Genomic DNA, 17,777 nt, shown 5'->3' with positions numbered 1-17,777 from the left:
ACAGGGGGTTCCGTGCGCAATATTCTGGTCATCGAAGACAGCCCGCTGGTACTGAAAATCCTCGACCATCTGTTCCGCCAGGAAGCGGATCTGCAACCGGTGTTCTGTGCCTCCCTGGCGGAAGCCGAGGTGATGCTGGAGACCTCGGCGGCGCTGTTCTTCGCCGCCATCGTCGACCTGCACCTGCCCGACGCGCCGGATGGCGAAAGCGTCGATCTGGTGATGCGCTATGCCCTGCCGTGCATCGTGCTCAGCGGTTCGTACAACGAAAAGCGCCGCGACGAGCTGCTGTTCAAGGGCGTGGTCGACTACGTGCTCAAGGAGAGCCAGCATTCCTACGAGTACGCCTTCCGCCTGCTGCACCGGCTGGAAAGCAACAGCCAGGTGAAGATCCTGGTTGCCGAGGACTCGGAAGCCACCCGCAACTTCATCCGCCATGTCCTGGCGCCCCACCGCTATCAGATCGTCGATGCCAGCGACGGCGAGGAAGCACTGCGCATCCTCAGGGAGCAACCGGACATCGACCTGCTGGTGGTCGACCACAGCATGCCCGGCATCAGCGGCTTCGAACTGGTCAAGTTGCTGCGCCAGAAGATGAAACGCCACGAGCTGATCATCCTCGGCCTGTCGGCCGACACCAAGGGCTCGCTCAGCGCCATGTTCATCAAGCACGGCGCCGACGATTTCCTGCGCAAACCCTTCTGCCCGGAAGAACTCAATTGCCGGGTGATCTCCACCCTGGAACGCCGCGACCTGATGCGCGCCCTGCAACAGGCCGCGCAGTTCGATGCGCTGACCGGGCTGAACAACCGGCGCGCCTTCTACGAGCAGGGCATTCAGCAGTTCCAGCTGGCCCAGCGCGGTGGCTACGGGCTGAGCGTGGCGATGCTCGACATGGACTTCTTCAAAAAGATCAACGACGAGCATGGCCACGCCAGTGGCGATGCGGCGCTGATCGCCTTTTCCCGCGCGCTGAGTACCGCGTTCCCGGATGCCCTGCTAGGCCGCCTGGGGGGTGAGGAGTTCGCCCTGGTCAGCCAGCAGAGTGCCGAACAGCTGAGCCAGGCGCTGGATCGCCTGCGTGAGCGTTGCGGCCAGCTCAAGTACGCGCTCGGTGCGCCGCCGCTGTCGTTCAGTGCAGGCGTCTACCATGGCGCGCCGGACGACCTGGAAAGCCTGCTGCACCTGGCCGACCAGCAGCTCTACGAGGCCAAGCGCCAGGGCCGCGCCCGCACCCGCTGGCAGTGACCTGCCTCAGAGGCCGTGGCGGGCCATGATCGCCGCATAGCTGCCGTCGGCGCGCATCGCCTCGATCGCCGCGTCGAAGCGCCTGGCTATCTCGGCATGGTCGCCGTGGCTGAGGCGAATGAGAATGCGCAGGCCGTTTTCGCTCAGGGGCCTGGGCAAAAACTCCAGCTCACCGGCAATATCCTTGAGCTGATGATTGAACAGATAGCGTGCGACGTATTCGTCTTCCACCGCCAGGCTCACCCGGCCATGGCGAACCATATGCGCGGCACTTTCGAAACTGCCGACATCGACCTTGCGCAAGCGCGGGTTGGTGCTGAAGGCCTCCGAGTAGGCATAGCCGCGCTGCACGGCAATCCGGTAGGGGTACAGGTCCGAGAGCTGGGTAAAAGGGATGGTGCTGCCCTTGCGCTGCACGAAGCGGATGCGGTTGATCAGGTAGGGCTCGGAGAACAGCCCGAACTCGGCCCGTTCGGCGCTGTACCAGGCATCCACCAGCACATCGTAGTCCGCCCGTTGCACGCCCCGCACGGCGCGTTGCCAGGGCACTTCGCGGTAATCACTGGTATAGCCGGCGCGGCTCAAGGCTGTGGTCACCAACTCCACTGCCACGCCATTGGCCGGCAGGCGCTGGTCGGTGAACGGCGGCCAGCGGTCGCCCACCAGCCGCAAATGCTCGGCGCCGACGCTCCACGGCAGCAACAACAGCGACAGATACCAGACGCGCCAGCTCTTCATGGTCAATAGATTCCGGACGCAAACGATGGGCCTGCTGCGTGCACCTCGACCGGTCAAGCAGGCGAGGTAACGGCAGCGCAGTGAGGGCGATCAGCTAGATAGTGCGACACCTGAGCATAATCCCTAGACCGTCCGCGGCAACGCCTGTTGGTAAAATTTTCCTGCGCGGTGCTCGCGCGCCGATAGCCGGGCAAGCGAATCCCGCGCCACCAGTTGCAGCCTGCCTTCAGGTAAACTGCGCCGTTTCGCGCCCGGCCACCGCAGGCCCTGGCGCCCAGCAGTCGCGAGGACATTGCCGTGCTTTCACCCCAGGTCGTGATCATCGGCGCCGGCGCCGCCGGTTTGATGTGCGCCATGAGCGCCGCCGCGCGTGGCCGTCGCGTACTGCTACTCGACCATGCCAACAAGGCCGGCAAGAAGATTCTCATGTCCGGCGGCGGGCGCTGCAACTTCACCAACCTGTACTGCGAGCCGGGCAATTTTCTGTCGCACAACCCGCACTTCTGCAAGTCGGCGCTGGCGCGTTTCACCCAGTGGGATTTCATCGCCCTGGTGGCCAAGCACGGCGTGCCCTATCACGAGAAAAAGCTCGGCCAGCTGTTCTGCGACAACAAATCCAGCGACATCCTCGCCATGCTGCTGGACGAATGCGAGCAGGCCGGCGTCGACCTGCGCCTGGATACCTCGGTGAGCGGCATCGAACGTGTCGAGCCGGGCTACCAGCTGGCCACCAGCCTGGGGCCGGTGCGCTGCGAATCGCTGGTGATCGCCACCGGCGGGCTATCGATTCCAACCCTGGGGGCGACCGGGTTCGGTTACCAGGTCGCGCGCCAGTTCGGCCACACCTTGCTGCCGACGCGCGCAGGCCTGGTGCCCTTCACGCTGACCGATCCGCAACTGAAAACCCTGTGCAGCGAACTGTCGGGCACCTCCGTAGAGGATTGCCGGGTCAGTTGCAACGGCCAGAGTTTCGTGGAAAACATCCTGTTCACCCACCGTGGCCTCAGCGGCCCGGCGATCCTGCAGATTTCCTCCTACTGGCAACCTGGCGACACCGTGAGCATCGACCTGCTACCGCACATCGAGCTGCCCGACTGGTTGCAGCAACAGCAGCGCGAGCGGCCCAACAGCGAGCTGAAGACCCTGCTTGGCGAACTGTTCACCAAGAAGATGGCCGGCCTGCTGGCCGAACACTGGTTCGCCTCCAAACCACTGAAACAGTACACCCCGGCAGAACTGAAGATGATTGCCGAACGCCTGGCGAACTGGCAACTGGTGCCCGCCGGCACCGAGGGCTATCGCACCGCGGAAGTCACCCTGGGCGGCATCGACACCCACGACGTGTCGTCGAAAACCATGGAGTCGCTGAAATCACCGGGGCTTTATTTCGTGGGCGAGGTGCTCGATGTCAGCGGCCACCTGGGCGGTTTCAACTTCCAGTGGGCCTGGGCATCGGGCTACGCGGCCGCGCAGTACGTCTAGCACGACCGGTTTGCCGCAATCAAAAACGCGCCCGGGGGCGCGTTTTTTCATGCCTGAGGAAGGTTACCCATCGACCCGCGAAGCCTGCGCCGCGCGCGTTTCGCCAGCGTAGGAAACCGCCGCGGTGAACAGCACGTCGGTGTGCGAATTCAGAGCAGTCTCGAAGGAATCCTGCACCACGCCGATGACGAAGCCGATGGCCACGACCTGCATGGCAATTTCGGTGTCGACACCAAACAGGCTGGTGGCCATGGGGATCAGCAGCAGCGAGCCACCGGCCACACCGGAAACACCGGCAGCAGCCAGCGACGACACCACACAGAGCAGCAGTGCGGTAGGCAGGTCGACCGGGATACCCAGGGTGTGGGTGGTGGCCAGCGCCATGACCGACACGGTGATCGCCGCGCCCGCCATGTTGATGGTGGCCCCCAGCGGAATGGTGATCGAGTAGGTGTCCTTGTCCAGCTTGAGTTTCTCGCACAACCGCAGGTTGACCGGAATGTTGGCCGCCGAGCTACGCGTGAAGAACGCCGTTACGGCACTTTCGCGCAGCACGGTGAACAGCAGCGGATAGGGGTTGCGCCGCATCCTGAGGTAGGCCAGCAGCGGGTTGACCACCAAGGTGACGATCAGCATGCAGCCCACCATCACCAGCAACAGCCGTGCATAGCCATACAGCGCCTCGAACCCCGACGCCGCCAGGGTGCTGGCCACCAGGCCGAAAATACCGATCGGCGCCTGCTCGATGACGAACCGCACGATGCGCGTGAAGGCGTCGGACATGTCGGCCAGCAGCACCCGCGTGGTTGGCGCGGCATGACGCAAGAACAGGCCCAGGGCGATGGCCCAGGCGAGGATGGCAATGTAGTTGGAGGTATTGAGCGCCTGAATCGGCCCAACGAAGATGCTGACCAGCAGGTTGTGCAGCACGTCGATGATGCTGCCCGGCGGATCCCCCGCGGCCGAACTGATGTCCAGCGACAGCGTGGTGGGGAACAGGAAGCTGGCGACCACTGCCAGGGCCGCTGCACAGAAGGTGCTGACCAGATACATCATCAGCACCGGGCGCACATGAGTGGGCTGGCCACTCTGATGAGCTGCCAGCGAAGACGTCACCAGCACCAGTACCAGCACCGGCGCGACCGCCTTCAGGGCGAGCACGAAGAGCTCCCCGAGCAGACCCACCTTCAACGCAGCAGAAGGAGCCACATAAGCGAGCAGAATGCCCAGCACCAGGCCAATGAAAATACGCAGCACCAGGCTGGTATTGGTATAAGCGGAGGCAATGCGTTTTAGCGTATTCATGTAATAGACACTGTCCAGAATTCTAGGCTTGACGGCATGCGGGGACAGGTCAGGCAGGGCATGAGCCACGCCAACCGGGCAGGTCACCCCCACGACATCCGGCGATTATAAGGGAGGCAAACAGGTTCGGCGCCACTCGGCTGGCTTCAGCGATCACAAGGGGAGTGCCACTGGTTATCGTTGTGGCGCCCGCAAGAGGCAGCGCGGCCAGCAGGGCCGCGCCCTGTGCGGTTTCAGAGCGGAAACCGCATCAGCACTCGATGATATTCACGGCCAGGCCGCCGCGGGCGGTTTCCTTGTACTTGGTCAGCATGTCCGCGCCGGTTTCACGCATGGTCTTGATCACCTTGTCGAGGCTGACGTGGTGCGAGCCGTCGCCATACAGCGCCATGCGCGCCGCATTGATGGCCTTGACCGAGGCGATCGCGTTGCGTTCGATGCAGGGGATCTGCACCAGGCCGCCGACCGGGTCGCAGGTCAGGCCCAGGTGGTGTTCCATGCCGATCTCCGCAGCGTTCTCGACCTGTTCCGGGGTGCCGCCCAGCACCGCGCACAGCGCACCGGCAGCCATGGAACAAGCCACGCCCACTTCACCCTGACAGCCCACTTCGGCACCGCTGATCGACGCGTTTTCCTTGTAGAGGATGCCGATGGCACCGGCAGTCAGCAGAAAGTCGATGATACCGCGCTCGGTGGAGCCGGAAATCGCGTTGGCATAGTAATGCAGCACTGCCGGGATGATACCCGCGGCGCCATTGGTCGGCGCGGTGACGACGCGACCACCGGCGGCGTTTTCTTCATTCACCGCCAGGGCCCAGAGGTTGACCCAGTCGAGCATGCGCAGCGGGTCTTCCCGATAGCTGCGCTGAAAACCGCCCAGCTTGCGTGACAGAATGGCAGCGCGGCGGCGCACCTTGAAGCCGCCGGGCAGGATGCCCTCGGTGCGACAGCCGCGATCCACACAGGCCTGCATCACCCGCCAGATGGCCAGCAGACCGCTGTCTATCTCTTCGTCACTGCGCCAGTGGCGCTCGTTGCGGCGCATTACCTCGGCGATGCCGATGCCGTGTTCGCGGGTCAGGCGCAGCAGGTCGGCACCGCTGCGAAACGGCAACGGCAGCGTGGTAGCATCGGGAGCGATAACCTTGTGCTTGGAGCCGTCGGCAAGAATCGCCTCACTGACCACGAAACCGCCACCCACCGAATAGTAGGTGGCTTCGTGCACTTGCAGGCCGGCCGCGTCGAACGCCGCGAAACGCAAGCCGTTGGCATGCAGCGGCAGTGCCTTGCGAATCATCTTCAGGTCGGTCTTTTCGTTGAACGCCACGCCATGCCCGCCCGGCAGGGTGATGCGTTTGTCGCTGCGAATGGCCTCGATGTAGCCGGCCACCTGCTCGACATCGACCGTATCCGGTTCGTGGCCGCTGAGCCCCAGCAGCACCGCCTTGTCACTGCCGTGGCCCTTGCCGGTGGCGCCCAGCGAGCCGTACAGCTCGGCCACCACGCGGGTGACGTTGGGCATATGCCCCTGGTTTTCCAGCGCATGGGTGAACAGCGCCGCCGCGCGCATGGGCCCGACGGTGTGTGAGCTCGAAGGGCCAATGCCCACTTTGAACAGGTCGAATACGCTAACGGCCATGGCAATGAATTCTTTTATGAGTGAAGACGGGTACCCGGTTACGCACCGTCGATGGGAAAAAATCTAAGCGCCAACTTCCGTTATGTATACTGATTTATTCTTACCCCAATGATTAGAAGATCTTACCTATGGAGCCCGTCCCATGGACCTGATCCGCCTGCGTACGCTGCGCGAACTCGCCCGCTGCGGCACCATGGCGGCTACTGCGGAGTTTCTGCACCTGACGCCTTCCGCCGTTTCCCAGCAGATCGCCCAGTTGGAGCGCGAAACCGACGTCGCGCTGATCGAGCGCCGGGGACGCGGCGTGGCGCTGACGCCAGCGGGCAGTCGGCTGGTGGCGCATGTGGAACGCATTCTGGTGATTCTCGACGAGGCGCGCTCGGAACTGGCGCAGATGCGCAGTGAAATCGCCGGAGAACTGCGGGTCGCGGCCTTCCCCTCGATTGCCGTGGCGCTGGTCGCGCCCATCGTGCGCAACCTGCGTGCGGTCTATCCGCGCCTGGAGGTGATCGTGGCCGATCTGGAGCCACAGGAAAGCCTCAGCGCGCTGAGCGCCTGGCAGATCGATGTGGCGGTGGTCGACGACCTGGCGGGCGCGGTCAAGTCGCGCCAGGAGCATTACGAGCTGATCCCGCTGACCGAAGACCGCCTGCACGTGCTGCTACCGGCAAACCACGCACTGGCGTCGCGCAGCACCCTGACCATTGCCGACCTGCAGGAAGAAGCCTGGGCGCTGGACTCCACCAACAGCTCGTTCGGCGAATTCATCGGCAACCTGTGTCGGCGCTCCGGTTTTGCGCCGCGCATCAACGCGCACTGCGCCGGATTCGAGATGGTCGCGGCGATGGTCGCATCCGGCAATTCGATCTCGGTGGTATCGGGGCTGCGCCTGGTCCGGCCGCTGGACAACGTCACGGCAGTGCGCCTGGCACCGGCCATTCAGCGCAAGATCTTCCTCGCCTACCGCAAGGGCGAGCGCAAGCATCCGGCGGTGACCGTGTTTCTCGACGAGGCAACCCGCACGGCTGCCGCACTGGAGGGCTATCAACGGCAGGAAACCACGGGCGAGCCAGGCAGCACCTGACTCGCCATGGGGCAGCGGCCGGCCTAGAAGCGGAATACTTCGGCGTCGATCCGGATCGGCTCGGCTACCGGCATTCTCGGCGGTTCCTGACGCGCGGCCGGAGCCGGCCGTTTGCGCCGTGGCTCCTCCGCCGCGATCGGCGCATTGCCGTGGGTCTTCACTGCGCTCGCCAACTGCTCGACCAACTGCTGCACCACCGCGCTCTGGGCACGGACCTGATCGGCCACGGCGCCCTGGTGCTTCTCCTCGAGATGCACGAGGCGGGTGTCGAGCAGTTGCCCGTCGCGGCCGACCAGGCGCCACTGCGCCTCGAGCACGGCGGGCTGGCGCGGGCCGGAATCCAGGCGTGTCACCGACAGCAACACCTGCACCTGGGCCTTGAAGCCCGGGTTGTCCGAGGCCAGCACCAGACGCTGACTGTTGATGCGCGCCGACAGCTGGCGCAATACCTGGCGGTCCAGATCAGTGGCCAGGCTGCCTGCCCAGCGGGCATTGCCGGCGGTGCTCAGGCTGCCGTCGTCCTGGCGTTGCAACAGCGCCTCGCGCTGCAGGTAATCGGCAACGGTGATCGGGCCCAGCAGAACGCTCATGCCGTCCTTGTCAGCGGTCTTGGTGGCGGCGCGGCCACCGTCGAGCTGATAGAGCGACACGGGCATGAAGTGCGAACAGCCGGTCAATGTCAGCAGACCGGCCAGGAGAAGCGTGATGGGAAGCCGCTTAACAATCATCAATGTCTTCCAGCTGGCAGCATCGCCAGCGACCATGGCTACAGGTAAAAGGGTCAAAAACAAAAAAGGTAAATCACCGCGCCGGCAACCTCCCGGCGAGGTGTAAAGATAATCCCTGTCCATATGCAATGCGCCTGCCACCGAGCGCCTTGACCCAAAAAGATGGCATACGGCCCACCGCCAGGTGAGCCTGCAAGGGGCGATATCATCCGCCAAACCGGCCTGCAACTCCAGTAGCAGGCCACTTGCCAGCAGGTCTTACTCGACCAGCAGACTGTCTACGCGTTGGAATCCACGCGGCAACTTATTGCCGCGGCGGCCGCGCTCGCCCTTGTAATGCTCGAGATCGTCGGCCTTCAGGGACAGGGTACGCTTGCCAGCCTGCAATACAAGCGTTGCGCCCTGCGGCAGCACCGCGAGGTCGGTCAGGTACTCCTCGCGGCTGGCCACCCGCTCACCGGGAATCCCGATGATCTTGTTGCCTTTGCCCTTGCCCAGTTGCGGCAGGTCGGCGACCTTGAACAGCAGCAGCCGGCCTTCGGTGGTGACAGCGGCCAGCCAGTCTTCCTCGCGATTGGCCAGTGCCCTTGGTGCCACTACCCGGGCGCCATTGGGCAGACTGAGCAGGGCCTTGCCGGCCTTGTTCTTGGCCTGCAGGTCTTCACCCTTGACCACGAAGCCGTAGCCGGCGTCAGAGGCGATCACATACAGGGCGTCATCCTCGGGCAGCAGCACGCACTCGAAGGAGGCGCCCGGCGGCGGCGTCAGACGACCGGTCAGCGGCTCGCCCTGACCACGCGCCGACGGCAGGGTGTGCGCGGCCAGCGAATAACTACGCCCGGTCGAGTCGATGAACACCGCGTACTGGTTGGAGCGCCCCGGCGCAGCCGTCTTGAAGCCATCGCCAGCCTTGTAGGACAGGCCGGTGGCGTCGATTTCATGGCCCTTGGCCGAGCGTACCCAGCCTTTCTCCGACAGCACCACGGTGATCTTTTCGTTCGGCAGCAGCTCGTGCTCTGACAACGCCTTGGCTTCGGCACGCTCGACGATCGGCGAACGGCGGTCATCGCCATATTTCTCGGCGTCTTCGATGATTTCCTTGCGCACCAGCTTCTTCAGCTTGGTTTCGCTACCGAGCAGGGCCAGCAGCTTGTCGCGCTCCTTGGCGAGCTCGTCCTGCTCGCCGCGAATCTGCATCTCTTCCAGGCGAGCCAGTTGCCGCAGGCGGGTTTCGAGGATGTACTCGGCCTGTATTTCGGTGAGGCCGAAGCGCTCCATCAGCACCGGCTTGGGCTGGTCCTCGGTACGAATGATGTGGATCACTTCGTCGAGGTTGAGGAAGGCGATCAACCGACCTTCCAACAGGTGCATGCGATGCTCGACCTTGTCCAGGCGGAACTGCAGGCGGCGGCGCACGGTGCCCACGCGATACTGCAGCCATTCGACCAGCAGGGTGCGCAGATCCTTGACCTGCGGCTTGCCGTCGAGACCGATGACGTTGGTGTTGACCCGATAGCTCGACTCCAGATCGGTCGTGGCGAACAGGTGTTGCATCAGGGCGTGGTGATCGACGCGACTGCCGGTCGGAATGATCACAATGCGGCACGGGTTCTCGTGGTCGGACTCATCACGCAAATCGGCGATCTGCGGCGCCTTCGACGGCTTGGCCTGCATCATCGCGGCAATTTGTTCCAGCACCTTGGCGCCAGACACCTGATGCGGCAACGCGGTGACCACGATGTCGCCGTCTTCAATGCTGTACACGGCGCGCATGCGCACCGAGCCGCGGCCGGTTTCATAGATCTTCAGCAGATCGGCGCGCGGCGTGATGATTTCCGCTTCGGTCGGGTAGTCCGGGCCCTGGATGTGTTCACAGAGCTGTTCGACCGTGGCCTTGGGCTCATCGAGCAAACGCACGCAGGCTGCGGCGACTTCGCGCAGGTTGTGCGGCGGCACGTCGGTGGCCATGCCCACAGCGATGCCGGTGGTGCCGTTGAGCAGGATGTTTGGCAGCCGCGCCGGCAACGTCGCCGGCTCGTTCAGGGTGCCGTCGAAGTTCGGCACCCAGTCCACCGTGCCCTGGCCGAGTTCGGTGAGCAGCACTTCGGAATAGCGCGACAGGCGTGCCTCGGTGTAACGCATGGCGGCGAAGGATTTGGGATCGTCCGGCGCACCCCAGTTGCCCTGGCCATCCACCAGCGTGTAGCGGTAGCTGAACGGCTGCGCCATCAACACCATGGCTTCGTAACAGGCCGAGTCGCCATGGGGGTGGAATTTACCGAGCACATCACCGACGGTACGCGCGGATTTCTTGTGCTTGGAGTCGGCGTCCAGGCCCAGCTCGCTCATCGCGTAGACGATGCGCCGCTGCACCGGCTTGAGGCCGTCGCCGATGTGCGGCAGCGCGCGATCCATGATCACGTACATCGAGTAGTTCAGGTAAGCCTGCTCGGTAAAGTCGGCAAGGGAGCGGCGTTCGACACCGTCCAGGCTCAGATCGAGGGTTTCGCTCATGCGTGCCTCATTGCAAGGTTGATTGGCGCAGCAACAAAGTGCCGTCGCGCTGACTGAATTCGAGTTGTTTCAAGGCGCTCATGCCCAGCAGGATTTCGTCGCCGTCCATGCCTGGTGCGATCAGCGCGGACACGTCATGCAGGACGATATCGCCCAGCGCCAGGCGCTCCAGGCGCGTGCGGTGCGCCGTGGCGCGGCCATTGGCGGTGCTGATCTGGACGGGCGCCCCCGGCTGCAGCCCAAGGCTGCGGGCGACCTGGCTGGGGATGGCGACCTGGGTGGCGCCGGTGTCGAGCAAAAAGGTCACCGGATCGCCGTTGATCTGCCCATCGACCAGGTAATGCCCGCCCGGGCTGCTGGCCAGACGCACCTCGACGTAATCGCTGCCGTGCACGGACTGTGGCTGGCGGTTGGGGTGGTTCTTGCCCTCCTCCCACTTGCCGAAGAAATGCGTGGCCAGCAACAACCCCGCGCCCCAGGCCAGCACGAGCATCACCCGCCCGGCACGCCGACCGGCGGTCTGCTGGCTCACCGCGGCGCACCCCAGCCACCGGCAGGCGCTGCGAAGCGCCAGACCACCGGGCGATCTTCGCCGTCAGCACGGGCATGCCCGCCGTTGTCGACGCCGACCCAGGCACCCTCGGCATCGACCCACAGCGCCTCGGCGACGCCATAGGTCAGCGGGTAGCGGCGCTCGTTGGTCAGCGCCTCGGCGGCAAACGACCAGCAGCGCTCGACGTCACCGCTTGCCGGCGTGCGCCGGCAGATACGATGGGCCTGACGCTCCAGGGTAAAGAGCTTTTCCTGGTGAAATGCCAGACCGGAGAAATCGACCGGCGCCAGCGAGCCGCCCAGCGCCTGCGGTGAGGCCTCCTGCCCGCCCTCGCTGAGCAGCACGCAGCCGCCCTCGCAGCGCCAGGTGGCACGCCGGTGGTGCACCACTACCAGGCCGCGCCGCTCTTTCTCGGCGGCCAGCCACAGCCGCTCGCCAAGCGGGTCGATGGCGATACCCTCGAACTGCGAGTTGAAGTGCAGCAGCATGCCGCTGGCCCGAGCCTGGCGCACCATTCCCGCAGGCAACGCCAGCCACTGCGCATCGGCAGCGGGCGGCACCTGCAGCACCGCCGCGCGGCTTTCGCTGACCAGGTAGCGATTGCCCTTGGCGTCACAGGTGATGCCTTCGAAATCCAGATGGCCGCCACGCACCAACCCGGATACCCAGGCGCGCATGCGCAGGCCCCAGGGCAGCGGCATCACCGGTGCGGGCGGGGCAACGAAGCGCTCGACCTCGGCTTGCCAGACGCCGGCAGAGGTATCGAGGCGGTACAGGCGATCATCGTCGCGGTCGGAAACCGCCCACAAGGCATCACCGCACCAGGCCAGACCGGACAGATTGCCTGCCGCCATGCCAGCCACCGGGTGTTCGCCCAGCAGCTCGAGTTCTTCGAGCACTGGCGCATCGGCGAATGCGGGCGCCACCGACGCCAGCAACAGGGCGCCGAGCAGGCGCCGCATCAGAGCAGCACCTCGGCCAGGTTGCCCTTGGACTCCAGCCAGGACTTGCGGTCGCCGGCGCGTTTCTTGGCCAGCAGCATGTCCATGATTTCACGGGTACCCTCGAAATCCTCGAGGGTCAGTTGCACCAGGCGCCGGGTATTGGGGTCCATGGTGGTTTCGCGCAACTGCGGCGGGTTCATCTCACCCAGGCCCTTGAAGCGGGTGACCTGCGGCTTGCCACGTTTCTTCTCGGCCACCAGGCGGTCGAGGATACCGTCGCGCTCCGGCTCGTCGAGGGCGTAATAGATTTCCTTGCCAAGGTCGATGCGATACAGGGGCGGCATGGCGACATACACGTGGCCGGCATCCACCAGCGGGCGGAAGTGCTGGACGAACAGGGCGCACAGCAGCGTGGCGATGTGCAGGCCGTCGGAGTCGGCATCGGCGAGGATGCAGATCTTGCCGTAGCGCAACTGGCTGAGGTCGCTGGAGCCGGGGTCCAGACCAACCGCCACGGCAATGTTGTGCACTTCCTGGCTGGCCAGCACTTCGCCGCCGTCCACTTCCCAGGTATTGAGGATCTTGCCGCGCAGCGGCAGGATCGCCTGGAATTCCTTGTCGCGAGCCTGCTTGGCGGAGCCGCCGGCGGAATCACCCTCGACCAGGAACAGCTCGCAGCGCATCGGGTTCTGGCCCGCGCAGTCGGCAAGCTTGCCGGGCAGCGCCGGCCCCTGGGTAATTTTCTTGCGCTCGACCTTCTTGCCGGCCTTGAGGCGGCGGCTGGCGTTGCTGATGGCCAGTTCGGCCAACTGCTGGCCGAACTCCGGATGAGCGTTGAGCCACAGGCTGAAGGCATCCTTGACCACCCCGGAAACGAACGCGGCCGCTTCCCGGGAGGACAGGCGCTCCTTGGTCTGCCCGGAGAATTGCGCGTCCTGCATCTTCATCGACAGCACGAAGGCGATGCGCTCCCAGACGTCTTCCGGGGCCAGCTTGACGCCACGCGGCAGCAGGTTGCGGAACTCGCAGAACTCGCGCATCGCATCCAGCAGGCCCTGGCGCAGGCCGTTCACATGGGTGCCGCCCTGGGCGGTGGGAATCAGGTTGACGTAGCTTTCCTGCACCGCGTCGCCGCCTTCCGGCAGCCATAGCAATGCCCAATCGACCGCTTCCTTGTTGCCGGCCAGGCTGCCGCAGAACGGCTCGTTAGGCAGACGCTCGTATTCACTGACCGCGTCGACCAGGTAGGAACGCAGGCCGTCCTGGTAAAGCCACTCGACCTGCTCGCCGCTGGCCTTGTCATGGAAGCTCACCGCGAGGCCGGGGCACAGCACGGCCTTGGCCTTGAGCACGTGCTTGAGGCGGCTGACGGAAAACTTGTGGGAATCGAAATACTTGGCGTCCGGCCAGAAATGCACGCTGGTGCCGGTGTTGCGCTTGCCAACCGTGCCGGTGACTTCCAGGTCGCTGGCCTTGAAACCGTCGGCGAAGGCCATGGCGTACTCGCTGCCATCACGTTTGACGCGCACTTCGACACGGGTCGACAGGGCGTTGACCACCGAGATGCCGACGCCGTGCAGGCCGCCGGAAAACTGGTAATTCTTGTTGGAGAACTTGCCGCCAGCATGCAGCTTGGTGAGGATCAGCTCGACGCCCGGCACGCCCTCTTCCGGGTGAATGTCCACCGGCATGCCGCGCCCGTCATCGCTGACTTCCAGGGAATTGTCCTCGTGGAGGATCACCTGAATGGAGCTGGCGTGGCCCGCCAGGGCTTCATCGACGCTGTTGTCGATGACCTCCTGGGCCAGGTGGTTGGGACGGCTGGTGTCGGTGTACATCCCCGGCCGCTTGCGCACCGGATCAAGGCCGGAAAGGACTTCGATGGCATCTGCGTTGTAGGCGTTTTGCTGGGCCATAGGTCTCTGAAATGCTCTGATTGAACGGGGTTCGGGCGCGGCCGGTCAGGACCCGGGCGCGATGCCGGCGAAGGCGAACAGCATGGGCAGGCGCTCGGCGAAACCCTGGAAACCATGGTCACCGCCAGCCTCGATGCGCAGCGCGCACTGCCGGTAGTACGCCTGTGCGTGACGGTAGTCGAGGGTTTCATCGGCGGTCTGCAGCCACACCTGATAGCGCGCGGGGTCCGCTGGTGGCGGTGTTTCGAGTTCCGCCAGGGCCGCCACGTGATCGGCTGTCAGGTCCCAGGTTTCGCCACTGTAATGGTTGCGTTGCGGACCGAGGTAACCGTCGAACAACCGGTGCGGGCACACCGCCGGGTTGATCAACAGCGCCTTGAGGCCATGCCGTTCGGCCAGGTGGGTCGCATAGTAGCCGCCCAGGGAGCTGCCGACCAGCACGGGGCGCCCGAGCTCGGAGATCAGCGCTTCGAGCTGGGCAATCGCCTGGCGGGGATGGTGATGCAGGGCCGGTACGCGCAGCTGGCGTTCCAGGCCCATGGCGGTCATGGCGGCGCTCAGCTGGCTGGCCTTGGTCGAGGCGGGCGAGCTGTTGAGGCCGTGGATATAAAGAATGCTGGTCATCATGATCGCAGGCTACTAGCGCCGCCCTGCAGGCCGCAAGCGCTGCTAATAACCGCCCACCGCGTAGTCGGGTTCGAAGACCAGCCCGCTGACCCGCGATATTTCGGTTTCCAGGCGGCCATCGGCATGCAGGCGCAGCCAGCGGTAGCCGGGGGCAGTGCTGTCGACCTGAAAATCCTCGCTGCCTGGAGTGAATTGCACGCAGGTCGAGGGCGAGGCGAGCAGGCGCACAGCGCTGCGCATCTCGTCGATGGTCTGGTGCACGTGGCCCCAGAGGACCGCCCGCGCCTGGGGGAAACGATCCATGACGGCGAACAGCGCGTCCCGGTTGCGCAAACCGATCGGCGCCATCCACTCGCTGCCGATATCCACCGGGTGGTGGTGCAGGCAGATCAAGTGATGCCGGTCCGGTGCCTCGCTCAGGGCACGCTCCAGCAGGGCCAGTTGCGGCTCCTGCAGGTAGCCGGGCACGGCACCGGGAATCGACGAGTCGAGCATGATCAGCCGCCAGTTGCCGATATCCACGATCGGCTCCAGCAGGTCGGTGCCCACGCAGGCCGCCTGCATGGCCGGCACGTCATCATGGTTGCCGGGAATCCAGCGCGCCGGCGTGCCCAGCACGGCGCTGAGTTCGAGAAAGCGCGCGTATGACGCCGGGCTGCCATCCTGGGACAGATCGCCGGTCGCCAGGACCATGTCGATAACCGGTTGCTCCTCGAGCACCAGATCGATCACCTGGCGAAGGCTGTCGGCGGTATCCATGCCCAGCAGCTTGCCGTCTGCGCCGGCAAACAGGTGGCTGTCGGTAAGCTGCACCAGCAGTACCGAGGAATCAGCAGGGGTGGACGCGGACGCACTCGACAAGGTGCTTCTCCCGGGAAGAACATCCGTAAATTATGGAAGGCTGGAGCGAGCTCGGTAAAGCCGAGAATAGGCACTGGTTCACAGAAAACCGAAGCTTTAGGCTGGCAAAAGGCTATTTCACATCAAAGGCTCGGTTTCGTGGCCACATGCCAGGCAGTGGCTTAGCCATTCGCCGAGAAAAACGTTGAGCTGGGTTTTCTCGTCCGGCTGGTGCATCGCCGCATTGGGGTAGGGGTAAATACCGCGAAAGCGCCGTGCACTCTGGGCACCCGTGACCTCGGCCATGCGCGCATCGTGATAAACACGCACTTCCAGTTGAGGCACCGGCAGCCACGGCAAACTGTGCTCCTGGCGCACCTGCACGGTAGAGGTGTACGGGCAGTTCTCCACCACCTCCAGCGCCAGCACGCCCAGTTGGCGCTCGCCCTGGCTGAGCGCCACGCGGCGCGCGCCCGAGGCTTCGCGCATGCCGGGCAGCAGGCGCATCAACCGTGCGTAATTGGCTTCGCAAGCGGCCTGCAGCTCGATCAGATCGACCCGGTAGCGCTCGCGCAGCAACTTCAGCCCCATAGCCCCCTTACCTCGGCGCGATTGAGCGCCAGCCATTGCAACGCGATGATGCTCGCTGCGTTATTGATCTTGCCGTCCTTGACGGCCTGCAGGGCATCCTCGAACGGCCATACCTGCACGCGAATGTCCTCGCCCTCTTCCTCCAGGCCATGAATGCCGCCCACGCCCGCACTGTCGCAACGGCCGAGGAACAGGTGCACGAACTCGTCGGAGCCACCGGGCGACGGGAAGTAACGGGTGATCGGCCACAGCGACGTCAACGTCAGCCCGGCTTCTTCCTCGGCTTCGCGCAGCGCGACCTCGTCGGGCTCCTCGTTCTTGTCGATCAGCCCGGCAACCAGCTCGACCAGCCACGGGTTGCTCGCCTTGTGCATCGCGCCGACGCGGAACTGTTCGATCAGCACCACGCTGTCGGTCACCGCATCGTAGGGCAGCACGCACACGGCATCATGGCGGATGAACAGCTCGCGCCTGAGCACCGGGCCCATTTCGCCAGAAAACTGCTGGTGACGCAGGTGAAAACGATCCAGGCGATAGAAACCGCGGAAGCACTCTTCACGCTCGATGATTTCCACCGCATCCGGGCCAGGCTTAAAGGTTTCGGTCATCTGCTGTTCTCTCGTTGAGGTGCACATTGAACGCATCCTAGGGGCTGTTTAGCCTCTCCCGCAAGCGATGCATCGAAAGCCTGGCCGATCCGCTGGTATTGGCGAATAATCGCGAACTCCCCTGCCGTCAGGCAGTCGAACGCCCGTCCTCTGCCAACGGCTTTTTCTGCATGAAATCAACCTCCATTGCCCGCCTCGGTGCCCTCCTCGGCCTGAGCCTGCTGCTCGGCGCCTGCCAGAGCCTGTCCGGTCCCGGCACGCCGCCAGCCCTTGCCACCAGCCATGAGCGCTGGGAGCACAAAGCACCAGGCTGCGCCGCTCAGGACTGCCCGCTGGTCAATATCGAATTGCAGCGCCCGGTCGACAACCCCGCGCTCAACGCCCGAATCGAATCGACCCTGCTCGGCCTGGTGGGTGCCGCCACGGGCACCCGGCCACAATCATTGGCCGATCACGAACGTGACTTCCTGGCCAATGGCAAACCCGGCTGGGTCAGTTATCTGCAAGCCAAGGTACTCGGCCAGCATGGCCGTCTGGTGGTGATCGAGCTGTCCAGCTACCACTTCATCGGCGGCGCCCACGGCGTGCCGGGTCGTACCTACCTGAACTACGACCGCGAGCTGAATCAGGTGCTGAGCCTGCAGGACATGCTGGTCCCCGGCGAGGAAGCCGCGTTCTGGCGGATCGCCCAGCGCGCCCACCAGGCCTGGCTGATCACCCAGGGCCATGGCGACGACGCCGAATACCGCCAGACCTGGCCGTTCGAGCGCACCCCGAACATCGCCCTGAACCGCGATGCAGTGATGCTCAAATACGATGTTGCGCGCCTGGCGCCCTATTCCGACGGCCACCCCGAAATCAAGATCCCCTACACCCAGCTGCAGGGCATCCTGCGCCCGGCCTACATGCCCGGCGCAGCGGCCCGCTGAGAGAGGGCGGGTGAATGGCAATCTGCCGTTC

16 protein-coding genes are annotated in these 17,777 nt (G+C 64.6%); 4 read left to right on the top strand and 12 right to left on the bottom strand.

What is annotated here, in order from left to right:
* Positions 1 to 12 precede the first annotated feature (12 nt).
* The gene (locus tag ACZ0AV_RS16060; protein WP_499151951.1) at positions 13 to 1,248 is read left to right on the top strand and encodes a diguanylate cyclase domain-containing protein; all 1,236 of its coding nucleotides are present in this window, start codon (positions 13 to 15) and stop codon (positions 1,246 to 1,248) included.
* Between the two features lie 6 nt (positions 1,249 to 1,254).
* Here the strand turns inward: ACZ0AV_RS16060 and ACZ0AV_RS16055 are convergent, their stop codons facing one another.
* The gene (locus ACZ0AV_RS16055; RefSeq protein WP_499151950.1) at positions 1,255 to 1,986 is read right to left on the bottom strand and encodes a substrate-binding periplasmic protein; all 732 of its coding nucleotides are present in this window, start codon (positions 1,984 to 1,986) and stop codon (positions 1,255 to 1,257) included.
* Between the two features lie 297 nt (positions 1,987 to 2,283).
* Between ACZ0AV_RS16055 and ACZ0AV_RS16050 the strand changes: the two genes are divergently transcribed.
* Positions 2,284 to 3,468 (top strand): BaiN/RdsA family NAD(P)/FAD-dependent oxidoreductase, encoded by a 1,185-nt coding sequence (locus ACZ0AV_RS16050; RefSeq protein WP_499151949.1) that lies wholly within the window; start codon positions 2,284 to 2,286, stop codon positions 3,466 to 3,468.
* Positions 3,469 to 3,531: 63 nt separating this feature from the next.
* Here the strand turns inward: ACZ0AV_RS16050 and sstT are convergent, their stop codons facing one another.
* Both sstT and ACZ0AV_RS16040 read right to left on the bottom strand, forming a co-directional pair.
* Positions 3,532 to 4,773 (bottom strand): serine/threonine transporter SstT, encoded by a 1,242-nt coding sequence (sstT, locus tag ACZ0AV_RS16045; RefSeq protein WP_499151948.1) that lies wholly within the window; start codon positions 4,771 to 4,773, stop codon positions 3,532 to 3,534.
* Between the two features lie 250 nt (positions 4,774 to 5,023).
* On the bottom strand, positions 5,024 to 6,412 hold the full coding sequence (locus ACZ0AV_RS16040) for an L-serine ammonia-lyase (RefSeq protein WP_499151947.1): 1,389 nt from the start codon (positions 6,410 to 6,412) through the stop codon (positions 5,024 to 5,026).
* Positions 6,413 to 6,554: 142 nt separating this feature from the next.
* On the opposite strand from ACZ0AV_RS16040, the gene ACZ0AV_RS16035 reads away from it, so the two are divergent.
* Positions 6,555 to 7,496, top strand: coding sequence for a LysR family transcriptional regulator (locus ACZ0AV_RS16035; protein ID WP_499151946.1), 942 nt, complete (start codon positions 6,555 to 6,557; stop codon positions 7,494 to 7,496).
* A gap of 23 nt (positions 7,497 to 7,519) precedes the next feature.
* On the opposite strand, the gene ACZ0AV_RS16030 is transcribed toward ACZ0AV_RS16035, so the two are convergent.
* The 9 genes from ACZ0AV_RS16030 to ACZ0AV_RS15990 all read right to left on the bottom strand — a co-directional run bounded on the left by ACZ0AV_RS16030 (position 7,520) and on the right by ACZ0AV_RS15990 (position 16,817).
* Positions 7,520 to 8,224 carry a PqiC family protein gene (locus ACZ0AV_RS16030; RefSeq protein ID WP_499151945.1) on the bottom strand — a complete coding sequence of 235 codons (705 nt, stop codon included), beginning with the start codon at positions 8,222 to 8,224 and terminating at the stop codon, positions 7,520 to 7,522.
* 258 nt (positions 8,225 to 8,482) lie between these two features.
* A complete protein-coding gene (parC, locus tag ACZ0AV_RS16025) occupies positions 8,483 to 10,738 on the bottom strand; it encodes a DNA topoisomerase IV subunit A (RefSeq protein ID WP_499151944.1) in 2,256 nt (751 codons plus the stop codon).
* Positions 10,739 to 10,745: 7 nt separating this feature from the next.
* Positions 10,746 to 11,270, bottom strand: coding sequence for a retropepsin-like aspartic protease family protein (locus ACZ0AV_RS16020; RefSeq protein ID WP_499151943.1), 525 nt, complete (start codon positions 11,268 to 11,270; stop codon positions 10,746 to 10,748).
* Positions 11,267 to 12,253 carry an esterase-like activity of phytase family protein gene (locus ACZ0AV_RS16015; RefSeq protein WP_499151942.1) on the bottom strand — a complete coding sequence of 329 codons (987 nt, stop codon included), beginning with the start codon at positions 12,251 to 12,253 and terminating at the stop codon, positions 11,267 to 11,269. Before ACZ0AV_RS16015 ends, ACZ0AV_RS16020 begins: the two co-directional genes overlap by 4 nt.
* On the bottom strand, positions 12,253 to 14,151 hold the full coding sequence (gene parE, locus ACZ0AV_RS16010; RefSeq protein WP_499151941.1) for a DNA topoisomerase IV subunit B: 1,899 nt from the start codon (positions 14,149 to 14,151) through the stop codon (positions 12,253 to 12,255). Before parE ends, ACZ0AV_RS16015 begins: the two co-directional genes overlap by 1 nt.
* Before the next feature lie 45 nt (positions 14,152 to 14,196).
* Positions 14,197 to 14,778, bottom strand: a complete 582-nt coding sequence (locus tag ACZ0AV_RS16005) for a YqiA/YcfP family alpha/beta fold hydrolase (protein ID WP_499151940.1) — start codon at positions 14,776 to 14,778, stop codon at positions 14,197 to 14,199.
* Positions 14,779 to 14,820: 42 nt separating this feature from the next.
* Positions 14,821 to 15,639, bottom strand: coding sequence for a 3',5'-cyclic-AMP phosphodiesterase (gene cpdA / locus ACZ0AV_RS16000; protein WP_499151939.1), 819 nt, complete (start codon positions 15,637 to 15,639; stop codon positions 14,821 to 14,823).
* A gap of 117 nt (positions 15,640 to 15,756) precedes the next feature.
* The gene (locus ACZ0AV_RS15995) at positions 15,757 to 16,209 is read right to left on the bottom strand and encodes a DUF1249 domain-containing protein (protein WP_499151938.1); all 453 of its coding nucleotides are present in this window, start codon (positions 16,207 to 16,209) and stop codon (positions 15,757 to 15,759) included.
* Entirely contained in the window at positions 16,200 to 16,817 is a 618-nt protein-coding gene (locus ACZ0AV_RS15990; protein ID WP_499151937.1) for an NUDIX domain-containing protein, read from the bottom strand. The genes ACZ0AV_RS15995 and ACZ0AV_RS15990 overlap by 10 nt, the downstream gene beginning before the upstream one ends.
* Positions 16,818 to 16,987: 170 nt before the next feature.
* On the opposite strand from ACZ0AV_RS15990, the gene ACZ0AV_RS15985 reads away from it, so the two are divergent.
* On the top strand, positions 16,988 to 17,746 hold the full coding sequence (locus tag ACZ0AV_RS15985; RefSeq protein ID WP_499151936.1) for an RsiV family protein: 759 nt from the start codon (positions 16,988 to 16,990) through the stop codon (positions 17,744 to 17,746).
* Positions 17,747 to 17,777: the final 31 nt, after the last annotated feature.

It is taken from the genome of Pseudomonas sp. AC532, from assembly GCF_979258965.1.
This window is presented reverse-complemented; position numbering and strand designations above follow the sequence as displayed.

Bases quoted from the DNA above. Each gene is read 5' to 3' on its own strand.
- ACZ0AV_RS16055 (WP_499151950.1), bottom strand. From the start codon at position 1,986: ATGAAGAGCTGGCGCGTCTGGTATCTGTCGCTGTTGTTGCTGCCGTGG.
- sstT (WP_499151948.1), bottom strand. From the start codon at position 4,773: ATGAATACGCTAAAACGCATTGCCTCCGCTTATACCAATACCAGCCTG.
- ACZ0AV_RS16040 (WP_499151947.1), bottom strand. From the start codon at position 6,412: ATGGCCGTTAGCGTATTCGACCTGTTCAAAGTGGGCATTGGCCCTTCG.
- ACZ0AV_RS16035 (WP_499151946.1), top strand. From the start codon at position 6,555: ATGGACCTGATCCGCCTGCGTACGCTGCGCGAACTCGCCCGCTGCGGC.
- ACZ0AV_RS16030 (WP_499151945.1), bottom strand. From the start codon at position 8,224: ATGATTGTTAAGCGGCTTCCCATCACGCTTCTCCTGGCCGGTCTGCTG.
- parC (WP_499151944.1), bottom strand. From the start codon at position 10,738: ATGAGCGAAACCCTCGATCTGAGCCTGGACGGTGTCGAACGCCGCTCC.
- ACZ0AV_RS16015 (WP_499151942.1), bottom strand. From the start codon at position 12,253: ATGCGGCGCCTGCTCGGCGCCCTGTTGCTGGCGTCGGTGGCGCCCGCA.
- parE (WP_499151941.1), bottom strand. From the start codon at position 14,151: ATGGCCCAGCAAAACGCCTACAACGCAGATGCCATCGAAGTCCTTTCC.
- ACZ0AV_RS16005 (WP_499151940.1), bottom strand. From the start codon at position 14,778: ATGATGACCAGCATTCTTTATATCCACGGCCTCAACAGCTCGCCCGCC.
- ACZ0AV_RS15995 (WP_499151938.1), bottom strand. From the start codon at position 16,209: ATGGGGCTGAAGTTGCTGCGCGAGCGCTACCGGGTCGATCTGATCGAG.
- ACZ0AV_RS15990 (WP_499151937.1), bottom strand. From the start codon at position 16,817: ATGACCGAAACCTTTAAGCCTGGCCCGGATGCGGTGGAAATCATCGAG.
- ACZ0AV_RS15985 (WP_499151936.1), top strand. From the start codon at position 16,988: ATGAAATCAACCTCCATTGCCCGCCTCGGTGCCCTCCTCGGCCTGAGC.